Annotated in this window: 15 protein-coding genes; all 15 read left to right on the top strand. The window is 45.8% G+C overall.

The annotated features are described in order from the left end of the window. Positions 1–38 precede the first annotated feature (38 nt). The 15 genes from SB24_RS01760 (at position 39) to fliE (ending at position 14972) form a co-directional block, all read left to right on the top strand. Positions 39–806: a ribonuclease HII gene (locus SB24_RS01760; protein ID WP_015417463.1), complete on the top strand. Its 768-nt coding sequence runs from the start codon at positions 39–41 to the stop codon at positions 804–806. Between the two features lie 16 nt (positions 807–822). Continuing rightward, complete coding sequence (locus tag SB24_RS01755) at positions 823–2526, top strand: hypothetical protein (protein WP_039251516.1); 1704 nt, start codon at positions 823–825, stop codon at positions 2524–2526. Then, positions 2523–2804, top strand: a complete 282-nt coding sequence (locus SB24_RS01750; RefSeq protein WP_007409769.1) for a FlhB-like flagellar biosynthesis protein — start codon at positions 2523–2525, stop codon at positions 2802–2804. The genes SB24_RS01755 and SB24_RS01750 overlap by 4 nt, the downstream gene beginning before the upstream one ends. 174 nt (positions 2805–2978) lie before the next feature. Then, a complete protein-coding gene (sucC, locus tag SB24_RS01745) occupies positions 2979–4136 on the top strand; it encodes an ADP-forming succinate--CoA ligase subunit beta (RefSeq protein WP_003154283.1) in 1158 nt (385 codons plus the stop codon). Between the two features lie 28 nt (positions 4137–4164). Continuing rightward, a complete protein-coding gene (gene sucD / locus SB24_RS01740) occupies positions 4165–5067 on the top strand; it encodes a succinate--CoA ligase subunit alpha (protein ID WP_003154281.1) in 903 nt (300 codons plus the stop codon). Positions 5068–5132: 65 nt separating this feature from the next. Then, positions 5133–6032 (top strand): DNA-processing protein DprA, encoded by a 900-nt coding sequence (gene dprA, locus SB24_RS01735; protein WP_039251514.1) that lies wholly within the window; start codon positions 5133–5135, stop codon positions 6030–6032. 181 nt (positions 6033–6213) lie between these two features. Further along, positions 6214–8289: a type I DNA topoisomerase gene (gene topA, locus SB24_RS01730; protein ID WP_007409771.1), complete on the top strand. Its 2076-nt coding sequence runs from the start codon at positions 6214–6216 to the stop codon at positions 8287–8289. 64 nt (positions 8290–8353) lie between these two features. Next, positions 8354–9661, top strand: a complete 1308-nt coding sequence (gene trmFO / locus SB24_RS01725) for an FADH(2)-oxidizing methylenetetrahydrofolate--tRNA-(uracil(54)-C(5))-methyltransferase TrmFO (protein WP_012117550.1) — start codon at positions 8354–8356, stop codon at positions 9659–9661. A gap of 69 nt (positions 9662–9730) precedes the next feature. Beyond that, positions 9731–10648 (top strand): tyrosine recombinase XerC, encoded by a 918-nt coding sequence (xerC, locus tag SB24_RS01720; protein WP_039251511.1) that lies wholly within the window; start codon positions 9731–9733, stop codon positions 10646–10648. Positions 10649–10663: 15 nt separating this feature from the next. Beyond that, entirely contained in the window at positions 10664–11209 is a 546-nt protein-coding gene (hslV, locus tag SB24_RS01715) for an ATP-dependent protease subunit HslV (protein WP_003154267.1), read from the top strand. A 16-nt stretch (positions 11210–11225) separates the two neighbouring features. Further along, positions 11226–12629, top strand: a complete 1404-nt coding sequence (gene hslU / locus SB24_RS01710) for an ATP-dependent protease ATPase subunit HslU (protein WP_007611413.1) — start codon at positions 11226–11228, stop codon at positions 12627–12629. A 37-nt stretch (positions 12630–12666) separates the two neighbouring features. Beyond that, entirely contained in the window at positions 12667–13446 is a 780-nt protein-coding gene (gene codY / locus SB24_RS01705) for a GTP-sensing pleiotropic transcriptional regulator CodY (RefSeq protein WP_003154263.1), read from the top strand. 353 nt (positions 13447–13799) lie between these two features. Further along, on the top strand, positions 13800–14189 hold the full coding sequence (gene flgB, locus SB24_RS01700; RefSeq protein ID WP_003154260.1) for a flagellar basal body rod protein FlgB: 390 nt from the start codon (positions 13800–13802) through the stop codon (positions 14187–14189). Then, positions 14189–14641, top strand: a complete 453-nt coding sequence (gene flgC / locus SB24_RS01695) for a flagellar basal body rod protein FlgC (RefSeq protein ID WP_007409776.1) — start codon at positions 14189–14191, stop codon at positions 14639–14641. Before flgB ends, flgC begins: the two co-directional genes overlap by 1 nt. A 10-nt stretch (positions 14642–14651) precedes the next feature. Beyond that, the gene (gene fliE, locus SB24_RS01690; protein ID WP_007409777.1) at positions 14652–14972 is read left to right on the top strand and encodes a flagellar hook-basal body complex protein FliE; all 321 of its coding nucleotides are present in this window, start codon (positions 14652–14654) and stop codon (positions 14970–14972) included. Positions 14973–15013 lie beyond the last annotated feature (41 nt).

Here is a 15013-nt window from a genome sequence, read left to right as displayed (position 1 = left end):
CAGAATACCGATATACATAATGTAAGGGAGAAGAGAACGTGAATACATTAACCGTAAAAAGCGTAAAAGAACGCCTGCAAGAGGTCAGGAACGAAAGCGACCCCTTCCTTGCCCAATGTGAGAAAGACCCGAGAAAAAGCGTACAGACGCTTTTAGAGCAATGGCTGAAAAAGCACGCGAAGGAAAAAGCTCTTAAAGAGCAATGGCTGAACATGACGGCATACGAAAGACTGTCATCCAAAAAGGGCTTCCGACTGATTGCGGGTGTTGACGAAGCCGGAAGAGGGCCGCTTGCCGGACCGGTTGTCGCCGGCGCCGTCATTTTGCCGGCAGAATGCGAGATTCTCGGTCTCACGGACTCGAAGAAATTGTCGGAAAAGAAGCTCGAGGAGTATTACAGCCGGATCGCGGAAGAAGCGGCGGCTGTAGGAGTCGGCATTGTCCATGCGGACGTCATTGACCGGATCAACATTTATGAGGCCGCGAGACTGGCGATGGTAAAAGCCGTCAATGCTTTAACGGAAACACCTGATTATCTGCTTGTTGATGCCATGACCCTTCCGCTTGACATTCCGCAGTCATCAGTTATAAAAGGGGATGCCAAAAGCGTGTCAATTGCCGCCGGAGCCTGCATCGCAAAAGTAACGCGGGACCGTCTCATGGCTGAGTACGCCAAAACCTACCCCATGTATGGCTTTGAAAAAAATAAAGGCTACGGAACGAAAGAACATCTTGAAGCTCTTCAGGCATACGGACCGACAACTATTCACCGAAAAACGTTCGCTCCCGTTCAATCTTATTGTTAGAAAAGAGGCTTAAGACATGAACATAAGCGGCGAAATCCAAGCGGCTTTCAGACAGCTGACGGCGGAAATCCCTCCGGACCGGCAAGACGGCGGTAAAGACAGCGGCGCTCAAAGGCTGCTGTTAGGGAAGGTTCTCCGTTTGCTGGACGATCAAAGCGCTCTTATCCAAATCGGCGGCCGGACGATGCAGGGAAAACTTGAAACCCCCCTTCGTCCGCAGGCGTATTACTGGTTTTCTTATGACAAACAGCCGGCGGAAAAAACGGGCCGGCTTCATGTCATTGACCAATTCGAAGGAAGCCCGAAAACCGTTCAGGAAGCGGCGGGAAGACTGTTAAACGCTCTTTCTGTCAAACCGGGCCCTGTGTCTCTGCAGATTGCCGAAACGTTTATGCAGCAGAAGCTGCCGATGACGGAAAACAGCCTCAAAGCTTGCATCCGCTGGGCTGAATCGCTTCCGGCCGCCGAATTGAAAAAAGCGGCGGAAACAATCGTATTTGCGCTGAAACGGGAACTGCCCGCACATCCGGAAGTCTTGTCAGCCATTCATGCCGTTAAATATCCGGTTCCGACCCGGCGCCTCCTCTCAGGACTGCTTCAGGCAATCAATCAGGCTCCGCAATCGGCAAAAGAGCTGTCTGTGCTCAAAGAGGCGGTTTCTGACGTGTTAAACGCGGAAACGGATCTTCATGCAGAACGTCTCTTGAAGAAGCTTGCCGAGGCTGCACGCATGCCGATCTCAGAAACCGGGCTGATGGATGAAGGAGAACGGACGGAATCAAAACAATCACCATTTGTCCGAGAGACTCGTGAAAACGGAAAGGCAGTCTCAAGCCAGCCTTCTCCTCCGAGTGCGCGGGCAAATCCGGAACTTCCTGAAAAAACGGCAAAACAGATTATAGAGAAATTAATGACATCGGCAGAAAAAACTGAAAACCGTCCCGTAAAAGTAACGGCGGAGATCATTAAGGCTTTCATTTCTCAAGAAAAAACATTGAAAACAGCACCTGTTCTTCAAAACGCACATCTGACAGAACAGGAGGCGGCTGTTTTCGAAAAAGCCGCTCAGCTCACCGAATTGAAATATGCAGAAAAACATGATGTATTAAGCCTTTTGCAGAAAATCAAAAAAGGACTGGGCACGCGTGATGAATTATCATTCATTACAGCGCTTGAAAAAGGCGTGTCTCCGCAGCCGGAGAAACAAGCGCTGAAAACGGCCCTCCAAGCCGTCCGGACGCTTCAAGAGGCGCCCCAATCCGTTAAACAAGAGGCGGAACCGCTTATTCATAAATTAAACGGCCAGCTGTTTATTGAGCAGCATAACCCTTCTTTTACACAGATGGTGCTGTCATTTCCGCTGGGAGCGTCCGCGTATGAGAATGACATCACCGTTCTCTTTAAAGGACGGAAGAAGCCGGACGGAAAACTCGATCCGTCACATTGCAGGCTCCTGTTTTTGCTGCACCTTGAAACACTGCAAGAAACCGTTGTGGACTGCATGATTCAGCAAAATGTAATGACCATTACGGTTGAGACTGATTTTGAGCTTCAGGCGGCCATCGACCCTCTCGTACCGGCTTTAAAAGAAGCCGTAAAAGAAACGGGCTTCAGCCTGTCAGGCGTCACGGCTAAAAAACGGCGCCCGAAAGACCAGAGCGCTCTTGTGGAAGAGTTTATAGAAAAAGACGGCGGAAGAAAAGTGGATGTGAAAATATGAAAGAGCAAACGCCGTTAAGAAGAGCTGTCGCCCTGCATTACGACCGGCAGAAAGACCAAGCCCCGAAGGTTGTCGCAACAGGCAGGGGGCACGTGGCGGAAAATATTATAAAAGAAGCTGAGAAAGCTGGGGTCCCCATTCAGGAAGACAGAACCCTTGTCGAATTAATGCGCCATTTGACGGTTGACGATCAGATACCGGAGGCGCTCTATGAAACCGTTGCCGAAATTTTTTCATTTGTTTACAGACTGGACGAAACCCTGAAAAACGAAAAATAAGGACCATTCATTTCCCGGACTCCGTTTAAATTTATATTTTCAATAAAATAAAAGTTAGAATGTTTGGAAGGATATAAAGATTTTGTTTTGAACCCTAGACAATTCTTCCAGTATTATATAGAATGAAAGCGCAGTCTATTTTTAGTTTTGCTACATAAGTTAGGAGGATGGGAAATGAATATCCATGAGTACCAGGGAAAAGAAGTCCTCAGAAAATACGGGGTGTCTGTTCCTGAAGGTAAAGTGGCTTTTACAGCAGAGGAAGCAGTTGAAAAAGCAGAGAGCCTGTCAAGCTCGGTTTATGTCGTAAAGGCGCAAATCCATGCTGGCGGCCGCGGCAAAGCTGGTGGGGTAAAGATTGCAAAAACAAAAGATGAAGTGAAAGAGTATGCCGAAGAACTGTTAGGCAAGACGCTCGTCACACATCAAACGGGTCCGGACGGACAAGTAATAAAACGCTTACTTATTGAAGAAGGCTGCGATATTAAAAAGGAATACTATGTCGGGCTTGTACTTGACCGCGCTACTTCAAGAATCGTTTTAATGGCGTCTGAAGAAGGCGGAACGGAGATTGAAGAAGTAGCGGAAAAAACACCTGAAAAAATTAAAAAAGCGGTAATTGATCCGGCTGTCGGCCTTCAGGGCTATCAGGCAAGGGAAATTGCATTCGCAATTAACATCCCGAAAGAGCTTGTCGGCAAAGCCGCTAAATTTATGCTCGGTTTATATAAAGCATTTGTTGAGAAGGACTGCTCCATCGCCGAGATCAACCCTCTCGTCGTTACGGGGGACGGAAACGTCATGGCGCTGGATGCTAAGCTGAATTTCGACAGCAATGCGTTATACAGACAAAAAGACATTATGGAATACAGAGATTTAGATGAAGAAGATCCGAAAGAAATCGAAGCGTCAAAATACGATTTAAGCTACATTTCCCTTGATGGAAATATCGGCTGTATGGTAAACGGCGCGGGTCTTGCAATGTCTACTATGGATATCATTAAACACTACGGCGGAGAACCTGCAAACTTCCTTGATGTCGGGGGCGGCGCAACCGCAGAAAAAGTGACGGAAGCTTTTAAAATCATTCTTTCCGATCAAAACGTAAAAGGAATTTTCGTCAATATTTTCGGAGGCATCATGAAGTGTGATGTCATCGCCGAGGGCGTTGTTGAAGCGACGAGACAAGTCGGATTGACATTGCCGCTGGTCGTGCGCCTTGAAGGGACAAACGTAGATTTAGGAAAGAAAATCCTGAATGAATCAGGCTTAAACATCACATCTGCGGAATCAATGGCAGACGGCGCACAGAAAATCGTATCCTTAGTTTAGGAAAGAATGAAAGGCAGGGGACCAGATAATGAGTGTTTTTATCAATAAAGATACAAGAGTTATTGTACAGGGGATTACAGGTTCTACCGCTTTATTTCATACAAAGCAGATGCTGGAATACGGCACGAATATCGTTGGCGGTGTAACACCTGGAAAAGGCGGAACGGAAGCGGAAGGCGTACCGGTATTCAATACGGTCGCAGAAGCGGTTCATACAACGGGCGCAGATGCGTCAGTTATTTACGTGCCGGCTCCGTTTGCGGCGGACGCAATTATGGAAGCGGTTGACGCGGAAATTGATCTTGTCATTTGTATCACTGAGCACATTCCGGTTTTGGACATGGTGAAAGTGAAGCGTTTTATGGAAGGCAAGAAAACGAGATTAATAGGGCCGAACTGCCCTGGTGTTATTACACCTGAAGAATGCAAGATCGGCATTATGCCGGGATACATTCATAAAAAGGGTCATGTAGGCGTTGTGTCCCGTTCAGGAACATTGACATACGAGGCCGTCCATCAGCTTTCAGAAGCCGGCGTAGGCCAATCTACCGCTGTAGGGATCGGCGGCGACCCGGTCAACGGCACGAACTTTATTGACGTGTTAAAAGCGTTCAACGAAGATCCTGAAACACATGCAGTCATCATGATTGGAGAAATCGGCGGCACAGCTGAAGAAGAAGCGGCTGAGTGGGTGAAAGCGAACATGACGAAGCCTGTTGTCGGCTTTATCGGCGGTAAAACCGCGCCTCCGGGAAAACGCATGGGCCATGCGGGCGCCATCATCTCCGGAGGAAAAGGCACGGCAGAAGAAAAAGTCAAAACGATGAACGCCTGCGGAATTGAAGTCGCGGAAACCCCTTCTGTAATGGGTGAAACGCTGATTAAGGTGTTAAAAGAAAAAGGCTTATTTGAAACGTGCAAAACGCACTGATCGAAGCAGGGGCAGCCGTAACGGCTGTTCCTGTTTTTGCTGAAAAAAAGAGGAGGTTTCCAGATTTGGATCAAGCATCGCGATGTTTAATGGTCTGCAGTATTAATCAAATCATTTCCCCGTCTCTTCTATTAAAATGGTGGAAAGCTGATCATTCTCTGTCTTTTTTACCGGATCCGCATCCATTAACTGTTTTATCAGAAGGGAAAACAGCCCCGGAAGCAATTTTTCGGGAAATAGAGCGCAAGGATCCGAAACTTGATGAAGTTCTGTCCGATTACCGCCGCGAAGGCATTACTGTCATTCCGATTTCATCAAGCCGCTATCCAACATGGCTTAAAGCGATTTATGATCCGCCGGCTGTCTTGTATGCAAAAGGGAACACGCTGCTTCTTGAAAAAGGCAGAAAAATCGGGATTGTAGGAACGCGGAAACCGACGGAAGACGGAATAAAAGCGGTTGGGCATCTTTCCGCCGAACTCTCAAAAAAAGGCTGGGTCATTGTAAGCGGGCTTGCATCCGGTATAGACGGATTGTCTCATAAGGCGAGCATCAGGGCAAAAGGGCTTACGATCGGCGTGATAGCCGGCGGATTCCATCACATCTATCCCCGGGAAAATCTCCTGTTAGCAGAATACATGGCTGAACACCATCTCCTACTCTCAGAACATCCTCCTGAAACAAAGCCGAAAAAATGGCACTTTCCGATGAGAAACCGCATAATCAGCGGACTAAGTGAAGGAATTGTGGTCGTGCAGGGAAAAGAAAAAAGCGGTTCATTAATCACAGCTTACCAGGCTCTCGATCAAGGCAGAGAGGTATTTGCCGTTCCGGGTTCCATATTTAATCCATATTCCGGAGGACCTATAAAACTCATTCAAGAAGGGGCGAAAGCTGTATTATGCGCAGAGGATATTGACGGAGAGCTGACCGCCCGATGCGTTCAGTATACGGAACCCTTTTGAAATATCGTTTGACAAACGGTATTGTAATATTTAATAATAGTGAGGATTTAAAGTTGCACATTATTTTCATGTATAAAATGACGTTCATCATAAAGAATGAAATGTTGAAAGCCATAAAAAGGCAGCTCTAAAATGAATTGATACTTGAAAAGAGAGAGAACACCTCTTGAGGGGGATGAAAATGTCTGATTATCTAGTCATCGTGGAATCGCCGGCAAAGGCGAAAACGATTGAACGTTATTTAGGGAAGAAATATAAAGTCAAAGCTTCAATGGGACATGTCCGGGATCTTCCGAAAAGTCAAATGGGAGTTGACATCGAACAGAACTTTGAACCGAAATATATTACGATCCGCGGAAAAGGCCCTGTTTTAAAAGAATTAAAAACAGCGGCAAAGAAAGCAAAAAAAGTCTATCTCGCGGCCGACCCCGACAGAGAAGGGGAAGCGATTGCATGGCATCTCGCACACAGCCTTGATCTGGATCTCAGCTCGGACTGCCGGGTCGTCTTTAATGAAATAACGAAAGACGCCATTAAAGAATCATTTAAACATCCGCGCATGATTAATATGGATCTTGTCGATGCGCAGCAGGCGCGCCGCATACTAGACAGACTCGTCGGATACAAAATCAGCCCGATTCTTTGGAAAAAAGTAAAAAAAGGCCTCAGTGCGGGCCGTGTGCAATCCGTTGCGCTCCGGCTGATCATCGACAGGGAAAAGGAAATCAACGACTTTAAACCTGAAGAGTACTGGACGATTACCGGCTCATTTTTAAAAGGAAAAGAGACGTTTGAAGCCGGATTTTTCGGGAAAAACGGCAAAAAGCTTCCTTTAAAAAGCGAAGAAGACGTAAAAGCCATCCTTGCTCAGCTGAAAGGCAATAAGTATACAGTTGACAAGGTTACGAAAAAAGAGCGCAAACGAAATCCCGCTCTGCCGTTTACAACGTCCACTCTGCAGCAGGAGGCTGCAAGAAAGCTGAATTTCAGAGCGAAGAAAACGATGATGATCGCGCAGCAATTATATGAAGGAATTGATCTCGGCAAAGAAGGGACAGTCGGGCTCATCACGTATATGAGAACGGACTCAACGCGGATTTCCAATACAGCCGTTGAAGAAGCGTCAGCTTTTATTGATCAGGCGTACGGCAAAGAGTACTTAGCGGGAAAACGGAAACCGGCAAAGAAAAATGAAAACGCACAAGATGCTCACGAAGCGATCCGCCCGACTTCGGTGCTCAGAAAACCTGCCGACTTAAAAGCGGTGCTTGGAAGAGACCAGCTCAGATTATACAAGCTGATTTGGGAGCGCTTTGTTGCAAGTCAGATGGCCCCTGCCGTCCTTGATACGATGAGCGTCGATCTCAGCAATAACGGATTGACATTCCGGGCAAACGGAAGTAAAGTCAAATTCGCCGGCTTCATGAAAGTCTATGTAGAGGGTAAAGACGATCAGCTGGAAGAAAAAGACCGCATGCTTCCGGACCTTAAAGAGGGAGACACGGTTTTATCGAAAGATATTGAGCCTGAGCAGCACTTTACTCAGCCGCCTCCGCGTTATACAGAGGCGCGCCTGGTTAAAACGCTTGAAGAACTGGGGATCGGCCGTCCTTCGACATATGCGCCGACTCTTGACACCATCCAGCGCCGCGGTTACGTGGGATTAGACAATAAACGGTTTGTGCCGACTGAGCTTGGGCAGATCGTGCTGGATCTTATCATGGAGTTTTTCCCGGAAATCATTAACGTTGAATTCACGGCTAAAATGGAAAGAGATCTTGACCATGTTGAAGATGGCCAGACAGAATGGGTTCAAATCATTGACAGCTTCTATACTGATTTCGAAAAACGCGTGAAAAAAGCGGAAGCCGAAATGAAAGAAGTGGAAATTGAACCTGAATACGCCGATGAAGATTGTGAGTTATGCGGCTCCCGGATGGTTTATAAAATGGGCCGATACGGTAAATTTATGGCGTGCTCCAATTTCCCTGACTGCCGGAATACAAAACCGATTGTCAAACAAATCGGCGTAAAATGCCCTAAGTGCCATGAAGGAAACATTGTCGAACGAAAATCAAAAAAGAAACGCATCTTTTACGGCTGTGACCGTTATCCTGAATGCGACTTCGTATCTTGGGACAAACCGATTGAACGAAAATGCCCGAAATGTGAAAATATGCTCGTAGAGAAAAAGCTTAAAAAAGGCATACAAGTCCAATGCGTCGAATGCGATTATAAGGAAGAACCACAGAAGTAGCGGTGAGCAGAGCCTTGCTCACCTTCTTTGTGTGGAAGGGACAAACAACAGGAGATGAAAAGAAATGAACCAGCAAACAGTTAATGTAATCGGAGCAGGCCTTGCCGGAAGTGAAGCGGCATGGCAGCTTGCAAAACGAGGAATTCAAGTAAAACTATATGAAATGCGGCCCGTCAGGCAGACGGCAGCCCATCATACTGATAAATTCGCCGAACTGGTATGCAGCAACTCCCTCCGTTCAAATACACTCGCCAATGCGGTAGGCGTATTAAAAGAAGAAATGCGGGCGCTTGACTCGGCAATCATTCAATCTGCTGATAAATGCTCGGTTCCGGCCGGGGGAGCGCTTGCCGTTGACCGTCATGAATTTGCGCAAAGCGTGACGGATCTCGTGAAAAACCATCCGAACGTAACGGTTCTTACTGAGGAAGTAACAGAGATTCCGGAAGGCCCGACTGTTATCGCGACCGGACCGCTTACGTCAGAATCGCTTTCACAGCAGCTGAAAGAGCTCACGGGAGAAGAGTATCTGTATTTTTATGACGCGGCGGCGCCGATTGTCGAAAAAGACAGCCTCGATATGGAGAAAGTGTACTTAAAATCCCGTTATGACAAGGGAGAAGCGGCATACTTAAACTGCCCGATGACAGAGGAAGAGTTTGACCGTTTCTATGAAGCATTGACGACGGCTGAGACGGTTCCTTTAAAAGAATTCGAGAAAGAAATCTTCTTTGAAGGCTGCATGCCGATTGAAGTCATGGCGAAAAGAGGCAAGAAAACAATGCTGTTCGGACCGATGAAACCGGTCGGACTGGAAGATCCGAAAACAGGCAAGCGCCCTTATGCAGTCGTTCAGCTCAGACAGGATGATGCGGCGGGAACGCTTTATAATATTGTAGGTTTTCAGACACATTTAAAATGGGGAGACCAAAAAGAAGTGCTTAAACTGATCCCCGGCCTTGAAAATGTTGATATCGTCAGATACGGCGTCATGCACAGAAACACATTTATCAACTCGCCGAGCCTTTTGAACCCGACATATCAATTTAAACAGCGGAACGATCTGTTTTTCGCGGGCCAAATGACCGGTGTAGAGGGTTATGTTGAATCTGCCGCTTCAGGTCTTGTAGCGGGAATCAATGCCGCCAAACTTGTGCTCGGTCAGGATCTTGTGACATTCCCGCAGGAGACGGCGATCGGAAGCATGGCTCACTACATTACGACGACAAATCAGAAGAACTTCCAGCCGATGAATGCAAACTTCGGCCTCTTAAAAGAATTGCCTGTAAAAATTAAAAACAAAAAAGAACGAAATGAAGAATACGCTAAACGCGCAATTGAGACTATTCAAACTATTTCGAAAACGATATAGCTTTTCATTGCAACTTCGATGCATTATATGATACCATTTAAAAGCCCTTCGGAGAGGGAGGTCTTCATAATGACTGAGAATGTTAACTTTTTTTTAAAGTTATTCGTTGAATATTTACAAATTGAAAAAAATTATTCACAATATACTATTGTGAATTATGTTAATTCGATTGAAGAATTTGGGATGTTTCTGCATGCTCAAAATATAAATGGAATGAAAGAAGCTGCATATCATGATGTGAGAATATTTTTGACAGAGGCTTATGAAAAAGGCCTGTCAAGAAAAACAATCAGCAAGAAAATTTCAGCTTTGAGAAGCTTCTATAAATTTTTAATGAGGGAAAAGCTTGTTGAAGAGAATCCGTTTCAGCTTGTTCATCTGCCGAAACAAGAGAAACGGATTCCGAAGTTTCTTTATGAAAAAGAACTTGAGGAACTATTCGCTGTTTCAGACAGAAGTCAGCCGTCAGGGATGCGCAATCAGGCCCTGCTTGAGCTTCTTTATGCGACCGGAATGAGGGTCAGTGAGTGCTGTACGCTCACTGTCGGCGATCTTGACCTGTTCATGGATACGGTGCTCGTTCACGGGAAAGGCAAGAAGCAGCGCTATATCCCGTTCGGCTCATATGCCCGTGATGCGCTGGAGCTGTATATCAACAGCGGAAGGCAGTGCCTGCTTGAAAAAGCAAAAGAGCCTCATGATGTGCTGTTTGTCAATCAAAGAGGCGGCCCGCTGACCGCCAGAGGAATCCGGTATATTTTAAGCGGGCTTGTAAAAAAAGCATCCGGCACTTTACATATACACCCGCATATGCTTCGGCACACGTTTGCGACTCATCTGCTGAATGAAGGGGCTGATTTAAGAAGCGTCCAGGAGCTTTTGGGCCATTCCAATCTGTCTTCTACGCAGATATACACGCATGTATCGAAGGAAATGCTGAGAAACACATATATGTCCCACCACCCGAGAGCTTTTAAAGAAAATTAAAAGGAGGCCCTTCTCATGTCATCTTTTCATGCGACAACGATTTTTGCCGTCCAGCATAACGGGAAAAGCGCTATGTCAGGAGACGGCCAGGTCACATTCGGTCAGGCTGTAGTCATGAAACATACTGCAAGAAAAGTGAGAAAGCTGTTTAACGGAAAGGTTCTGGCCGGATTTGCGGGATCTGTTGCAGACGCTTTCACACTTTTTGAAATGTTTGAGGCGAAGCTTGAAGAATACAACGGCAATTTAAAACGTGCGTCGGTTGAGCTTGCGAAAGAATGGCGCAGCGATAAAGTGCTGCGCAAGCTGGAAGCCATGCTGATTGTCATGAACCAGGATACCTTGCTTCTCGTATCGGGAACAGGTGAAGTGATTGAGCCGGATGACGGCATTTTGGCAATCGGCTCCGGCGGAAACTACGCCCTGTCAGCAGGAAGAGCGCTGAAAACCTATGCCGGAGAGAATCTGTCCGCCAAAGATATTGCAAAAGCCGCTTTGAAAATCGCGGGCGAGATTTGTGTGTACACAAACGATCAGATCATTTTGGAAGAACTTGAATAGAAAGGACTTGAGGCGCATGGAAAACAAACCGTTAACACCGAGACAAATCGTAGATCGGTTGGATCAATACATTGTAGGACAGCAGGATGCGAAAAAAGCTGTCGCCGTGGCATTAAGAAACCGCTATCGCAGAAGTCTTCTTGATGAAAAACTGAGAGACGAGATCGTTCCCAAAAACATCCTGATGATGGGCCCGACCGGGGTGGGGAAAACAGAGATCGCCAGACGGATCGCCAAGCTTACCGGTGCGCCATTTATAAAAATTGAAGCGACAAAATTTACAGAAGTCGGCTATGTAGGCAGAGATGTCGAATCAATGGTCAGAGACCTCGTTGAGACATCCGTGCGGCTCATTAAAGAAGAAAAAATCAGCGAAGTGAAAGAACAGGCTGAAGAAAATGCAAACAAACGTATAGTGCGGCTTCTCGTTCCGGGAAAGAAAAAACAAGCGGGTGTGAAAAATCCGTTTGAAATGCTTTTCGGAGGAAGCCAGGCGGCAAATGATGATGAAGCCGACCAGCAGGAAGAAGCAAGCCTTGAAGAGAAAAGAAAGCGCATGGCGCATCAGCTCGCATTGGGAGAGCTCGAAGACCATTACGTCTCCGTAGAGGTGGAAGAGCAGCAGCCGTCGATGTTTGACATGCTGCAAGGCTCCGGGATGGAGCAGATGGGCATGAATATGCAGGATGCGCTGAGCAATCTGGTGCCAAAAAAGAAAAAACGCCGCAAAATGACGGTCAGAGAAGCAAGGAAGGTTCTGACCAATGAAGAGGCAGGCAAATTAATCGATATGGATGAAGTCGGCCAAGAGGCCGTGTTAAGAGCTGAAGAGGGCGGCATTATCTTTATTGACGAAATAGATAAAATCGCAAAAAACGGAGGGGCTTCTTCCTCAGCAGATGTATCGAGAGAAGGCGTTCAAAGAGATATCCTTCCGATTGTCGAAGGATCTACCGTCGTCACGAAATACGGCTCCGTCAAAACAGATCACGTGCTGTTTATCGCAGCCGGGGCATTCCATATGGCCAAACCGTCTGATCTGATTCCGGAGCTGCAGGGCCGCTTTCCGATTCGTGTAGAATTGAGCAAGCTGACGGTAGATGATTTTGTGAAGATTCTCGTCGAACCCGATAACGCGCTGTTAAAACAATATCAGGCTTTATTGCAGACAGAAGGTATATCTCTTGAATTTTCTGACGAAGCTATTCGTAAGATCGCCGAAGTGGCTTATCATGTGAATCAGGATACGGACAACATCGGAGCGAGAAGGCTTCACACGATATTGGAACGTCTCTTGGAAGACCTGTCGTTTGAAGCGCCGGACGTGACGATGGAAAAAGTCGCCATCACGCCGCAATACGTTGAAGAAAAGCTCGGAACGATTGCAAACAACAAAGATCTAAGTCAATTTATATTGTGAAAATTTAATAAGAGGAATTCTAGGAGGATTATTTATCATGGCTTTACTACAAAAAACACGAATTATTAACAGCATGCTGCAGGCTGCGGCAGGCAAACCCGTAAACTTTAAAGAAATGGCTGAAACGCTTCGTGACGTCATTGATTCTAATATTTTCGTCGTCAGCCGCAGAGGAAAGCTTTTGGGCTACTCTATTAATCAGCAGATTGAAAATGACCGCATGAAAAAAATGCTTGAAGACCGCCAGTTCCCGGAAGAGTACACGAGAAATCTGTTCAATGTTCCGGAGACGTCTTCAAACCTTGATATCAACAGCGAATACACGGCGTTTCCTGTGGAAAACAGAGACCTGTTCCAAGCGGGCTTAACAACGATCGTGCCGATCATCGGCGGAGGAGAGAGACTGGGCACGCTCATTCTGTCCCGTCTGCAGGATCAATTTGAAGATGATGATCTCATTCTTGCTGAATACGGAGCAACCGTTGTAGGAATGGAGATTTTAAGAGAAAAAGCGGAAGAAATCGAAGAAGAGGCGCGAAGCAAAGCGGTTGTTCAAATGGCGATCAGTTCTCTGTCTTACAGTGAACTTGAAGCGATTGAGCATATCTTTGAAGAGCTTGACGGAAACGAAGGCTTGCTTGTGGCAAGTAAGATTGCGGACCGTGTCGGCATTACGCGTTCAGTAATCGTTAACGCGCTGAGAAAGCTGGAAAGCGCAGGCGTCATTGAATCCAGATCACTGGGAATGAAGGGGACGTACATTAAAGTTCTGAACAACAAATTCCTTATTGAATTGGAAAACCTTAAATCTCATTAAGACAAAAGCAGGATCCCTGAAAATGGGGGTTCTGCTTTTTTTATGGACAATAGGTGAAAAGTTGCAGTTTAAAGTTGCTTATTGGAATCTGATCTGAGATAATCCATCTTGCTGTGTGAAAAAAGGAGGAAGAAACAGAAATTGGGCTATTTTCAGTCTTATATTAAACAAATCCTTGTAGTACAAATATTCTAGGACTTAATACCTACATGCAAAATAGATATAATTGAGCACTTTTTTTTAGCCTAACTTCATAGACTTTAAGCCTGTTATTTCTTACAATAAGCATATGGTTTTACAATTCTCGACAAGGATTTTTAGGAGAAAAATATCTGAAATGGAGGTAAGTGGATTTGGACTTATTTTCTGGAACTATACAAAATCTTGAGAATGCCTTGGGGAGAGCGGACATTAAGCAAAAAGTCTTAACTAATAATATCGCCAATATAGATACACCGAACTATAAGGCAAAAAAAGTCTCTTTCCGAAATTTGTTAGATCAGGAAACATCCAATCTTGAGGCTGTAAAAACCGACTATCGGCACGTTGACTTTACGGGTTCGGGGGACGATTATTCTATCGTGTCCAGCAGTGATACATCGTACCAGCAAAACGGAAACAATGTCGATATCGACAAAGAAATGACAGATTTAGCCGAAAACCAAATTAATTATCAGGCTTTGGTTGAAAGAATGAGCGGCAAATTCAATTCTCTGAAAACCGTCTTGACAGGAGGAAAATAATGAGTGGCTTTCAAAGCTTAAATATTTCGGGTTCCGCTTTAACTGCGCAGCGTGTCCGGATGGACGTCGTATCGTCCAACCTGGCCAATATGGATACAACGAGAGCGAAGCAGGTAAATGGCGAATGGGTGCCTTACAGAAGAAAGCTGGTATCTCTCCAATCCGGAGGCGAATCATTTTCGTCCCTTTTACATTCCAAGATGAACGGAACAGGAAGCGCGGGAAGTGGCGTAAAGGTATCTGGTGTTACGGAAGACCCGTCCGCTTTTAATCTCGTTTATGATCCGGAGAATCCTGATGCGAATAAAGACGGATATGTACAAAAACCAAATGTAGATCCATTAAAGGAAATGGTGGATCTTGTCAGCAGCTCGAGATCATACGAAGCAAACGTAACTGCATTAAACGCTTCCAAAGGCATGCTTTTGAAGGCGTTAGAAATCGGAAAGTAAGGTGATGTAAGTGGTTAACGCTATTACTCCTTTTCAGCTTCAACAAACCCAAAACACTCAAAACGTAACGAATCAATTAAACCAAACTCAAAAAACTGATTCTTCAAACCAAACAAGCTTTTCGGAGCTTTTAAAAAACTCTATTGATTCGTTAAATGAGTCACAAGTAAAATCTGACCAAATAACGAACGAACTGGCTGCAGGAAAGGATGTAAACCTTGACGAGGTCATGATCGCTGCCCAAAAAGCAAATATTTCTCTGACGGCCGCTACCGAATTCCGCAATAAAGCCGTGGAAGCCTATCAGGAAATCATGAGAATGCAGATGTAGTGGTCAGATTAAAGAGAATGACTGGAATGACCGGGGGTTAA

This window comes from Bacillus sp. Pc3, assembly GCF_000815145.1.
Classification (GTDB): domain Bacteria; phylum Bacillota; class Bacilli; order Bacillales; family Bacillaceae; genus Bacillus; species Bacillus velezensis.
Note: the sequence above shows the minus strand (reverse complement) of the source record. Positions and strands in the feature narration are given on the sequence as shown.